The organism is Blautia sp. DFI.6.71 (genome assembly GCF_020593585.1).
GTDB classification, from domain to species: Bacteria; Bacillota; Clostridia; order Lachnospirales; family Lachnospiraceae; genus Blautia_A; species Blautia_A wexlerae.
In genome coordinates this window covers 1-3,538 of record NZ_JAJDMJ010000102.1, presented here as the reverse complement: position 1 = coordinate 3,538, position 3,538 = coordinate 1, and the positions used below count along the sequence as shown (strand labels likewise).

The 3,538-nt window shown below is 42.0% G+C and carries 4 protein-coding genes; 2 read left to right on the top strand and 2 right to left on the bottom strand.

All coding sequences use genetic code 11. The features are described from left to right. Window positions 1-221: 221 nt before the first annotated feature. Together LJE12_RS19325 and LJE12_RS19320 are read right to left on the bottom strand one after the other, a co-directional pair. Window positions 222-431 (bottom strand): DUF378 domain-containing protein, encoded by a 210-nt coding sequence (locus tag LJE12_RS19325; protein WP_008705760.1) that lies wholly within the window; start codon window positions 429-431, stop codon window positions 222-224. Between the two features lie 196 nt (window positions 432-627). Further along, complete coding sequence (locus LJE12_RS19320) at window positions 628-1,689, bottom strand: DUF5067 domain-containing protein (RefSeq protein ID WP_008705759.1); 1,062 nt, start codon at window positions 1,687-1,689, stop codon at window positions 628-630. A 470-nt stretch (window positions 1,690-2,159) separates the two neighbouring features. Here LJE12_RS19320 and LJE12_RS19315 point away from each other — a divergent pair, with 470 nt between their 5' ends. Continuing rightward, window positions 2,160-3,083 (top strand): alpha/beta fold hydrolase, encoded by a 924-nt coding sequence (locus LJE12_RS19315; RefSeq protein ID WP_008705758.1) that lies wholly within the window; start codon window positions 2,160-2,162, stop codon window positions 3,081-3,083. A gap of 122 nt (window positions 3,084-3,205) precedes the next feature. Then, the gene (locus LJE12_RS19310) at window positions 3,206-3,355 is read left to right on the top strand and encodes a hypothetical protein (RefSeq protein WP_155513426.1); all 150 of its coding nucleotides are present in this window, start codon (window positions 3,206-3,208) and stop codon (window positions 3,353-3,355) included. Window positions 3,356-3,538 lie beyond the last annotated feature (183 nt).

The window sequence follows — 3,538 nt, the reverse complement described above, 5'->3', positions numbered from 1 at the left end:
ACGCGCGACCTTGCCAAGGTCGAGACCGCGGGTTCGAGCCCCGTCTATCGCTCTTGGGACTTCGGATTTTCCGAAGTCCTTTTTTATATTATAGGAAATTACTCCGTAATGTTCCTATAACATAAAAAAGCCCTTCGGGCAGGATCGCACTGCGGCGTAGAGGAATTATGTCGCTGAAGCGACCCGCCGCAGGCTGAGAATCCTGCTTGCAGGATTCTTTCTTATTCAGATTCAGTGTCTGAATCGCCGTAGAAGGTCAGAAGACAGAGTCCACAGATTCCTACCAGACCATATATGATTCTGGAAATCCAGCTCATGCTTCCGAAAAGGAGAGCAACCAGATTCAGATTGAAAAAACCGATCAGTCCCCAGTTAACAGCTCCGATGATGGAAATCGTCAGTGCCGTATATCTTAAACATTTACTTCCCATAAGTCACCATCCTTTCGTCTCCCTGTGGCTGCAGACAGCTCTGACAGGAATCATAAAGCTATTACATTTCATATTGTTCCATGGAAGACAAAAAATATGCACAGCAGGTTCAAATTAATTTTAAATCGCTGTGCATATTTTAACAGAATCAAATAAGTTCTCTGCCTCAATTGAGGAACTCTGTCTGACAATCGGATTATTTTACTTTAAGTATCTGTCTGGCAGTTGCATCCTCATCAAAGGAAAATGCCTCCTGTGCCTGAACCGTTACATCACTCTCATCTGTCAGTGTAAATGCCTGGCATACATTAACGGTCTGTCCGGGCTGAATCTCAGCTGTAAAATGATCGATCGCATCGTCATTATTCTCGGGAATCGCTGCCTCGCAGGATTCTCCATGCTGGTAAGCTTTTAGGCTGACATCAACCATTGCACTGGATGCAGAGGAAGAATTATTGGTGTAATCGTAATAAACCATAATACATGGATTTCCGGCAAAGTCTTTGGTGATCGTATGTTTGGTATATTTGATCGTAAATTTTTCTGTTGTGAGATTAAGCGTATCATCTGCAGATGCCTCCGGTGCATTGGAAGAAGAACCTGAGGAATCTTCGTTATCCATATTGTTGAGGGAGTTGTTTATTTCCTCTTCAACACTCTTGAAGTTTGCTGACATGATTTTTACTGTCTCATCATCCAGAGAAACAATTTTCCATCCGGAATCTGTTTTGATCACCGGATAGGTGATATCTGTTTCGGAGAATACATCTTTTTCCACTTTTTTTGCCTTTTCACTCAGAATAGAAGCAAGTTTTGCCTGTGTCTCTTCTTCTGTAAGCTTGTTTCCGGCATAAGCGTTGGAAACGATCTGACGGAGAAATTCAGTGATAGTTGCTTTATAAATATTAGTTCCGTCAATGTAAGTGATATGTGCTGTGACAGAAGCTGTACCATTCTGAATATCAAATCTGTTTTTCGTGATTTTATAAGTCATTTTTTTGTTGATCTCTGAGAAGAAATCTGTGTATGCGGCATCTCGGATATCTGCATTGTCCAGTGCGGTGAGATCACTGCTCTGAATCAGGGATTCCATCGTGTCGAAGTCCATTTTCTTCATGCTGTCAAGAAAATGTTCCACTGCTTTTCGTGGCTGCTGTCGCTGATAGAAATAGAAGCCGGTACCTCCTCCAATGGCGAGAATCAGGATCAGAATGAAAATGATCAGCCCGGCATGTCCTTTTTTATTACCTTTTGTCATATTGCCTCCTGTCTTAGAGTATGCTTGAAAAATGCTTTACGCAAGATGTGCGTCACATCTTGCAGAAAGCCTTTTTCAGACACACTCTAGAGCATAACTGCTCTGAAACGTATTATGTTAAAAAGTTTCGGTTTTGTATCTGCAATAACATTCATGCAGATGTGATGTTACTGAGAACAGAGTAACAGTAACGATATAATTGATTATATCAGAATGCGTTGACAATGGCAATTGTCTTACTTATAATCAAAATTATAGTAATCAGAGTGGTTACTGTTCACACACCACTGTCCCGTGAGGTGTTTTGGCATGAATATGCCAAAATCCCGAGACATACAAGCCAAAATTCCATTGCCGCAGGCAATCTGGAATGAATTTTGGCTACGTTACTGTGAACGGAGTGAACAGTAACATCGGAGCGGATAAAATAAAGAATAATATGCGAAAATACAGAAAGAAGGCGTGGATCTATGAAGTATGAGAGTTCTTTTAAATCAGAAGCAGACGGGCTTGAGATTTCGGTCATGGCACTGATACCGGATAAGAAACCTTATCGTGCAGTTGTACAGCTGGTTCATGGAATGAGTGAGCATAAAGAGAGATATATTCCGTTTATGCAGTATCTGGCAAAACTTGGATATGTGGTGGTGATTCATGATCACAGAGGACATGGAAAAAGTGTAAAACATCAGGATGATCTCGGCTTTACATACGGTGGGGGAGCACAGGCGATGCTTCAGGATATCCGAACAGTGAACAGGAAAATCCATGCATACTATCCGGAACTTCCGCTGATCCTGATGGGGCACAGTATGGGCTCGCTGGCAGTGAGGGCATTTGTGGCAGAACATGACAGCTGCGTAGATATGCTGATCGTGTGTGGTTCTCCAAGCTACAATACTGCCATGCCTCTGGGAGTTGCCATTGCAAAGACAGAGAAAGCAGTCTTTGGACCGAGACACAGAAGTAAACTTATCGAAACAATGTCATTTGGTGCAGGGGCAATGAAATTCCGAAAGGATAAGAGGTGTACAGCTTGGATCTGTTCTGATCCTGATGTGGCGAAAGAATATGAGGAATCCGAATTGTGTGGTTTCACTTTTACGGACGATGCGTATCTGGCATTATTTGAACTGATGAAGCGTGCCTATGATGTGGAGCATTTTTCCTGTACAAATCCAGATATGCCGGTACTGTTTGTAAGTGGGGCTGAGGATCCCTGTCTGATCAATGTGCGCCATTTTGCAAAGACAGTGCGGGCTATGCGACGGGCCGGTTATAAAGATGTAAAGGGGAAACTGTATCCGGGAATGCGTCATGAAATCCTCAACGAGATCGGCAGGGAGCAGGTTTATCATGATATTGCTGTCTATATGAGAAAAAAAGGTTTCTGAGTGGATGTATAAAATGGAGAGATATCCGGTTAAACTATAACGATCTGTAACTATTTGTTGTTTGATGGCTGCGAATTGCTATAGAACCATTAAAATCCATTTTAAGAGAGGAGAACCGGATATTGGGAAAAAACAAAATGATATTGTTGCTGATACTTGTTTTCAGCATTGGCTGTGCAGGCTGTACGGAGAAAAATCCGGCGGCAGAACAGGGAGAACTTGTAAAAAATGAGAGACTGTCGGAGCAATTCGGCAGTCTTTCTCGCTGTTAAGGTATAAGACTTTACGTTTGAATAATTGTGCGTCGCATTCTCGTTACTTTGATGAGTTAAACGCGCAAATTTTTTACCAAAAGAAAGAACGGATGTTTACTTCTGGCACTATATGTGCTAAAATATAGCCATAGGTAGTAGAAAAAACAACAGAATCTGAGAAAAGAGTTATCAGGGAGAAAT

What these genes read in the sequence shown, in the direction of transcription:
- LJE12_RS19325 (WP_008705760.1), bottom strand. Translation starts at nt 431, where the DNA reads ATGGGAAGTAAATGTTTAAGATATACGGCACTGACGATTTCCATCATC.
- LJE12_RS19320 (WP_008705759.1), bottom strand. Translation starts at nt 1,689, where the DNA reads ATGACAAAAGGTAATAAAAAAGGACATGCCGGGCTGATCATTTTCATT.
- LJE12_RS19315 (WP_008705758.1), top strand. Translation starts at nt 2,160, where the DNA reads ATGAAGTATGAGAGTTCTTTTAAATCAGAAGCAGACGGGCTTGAGATT.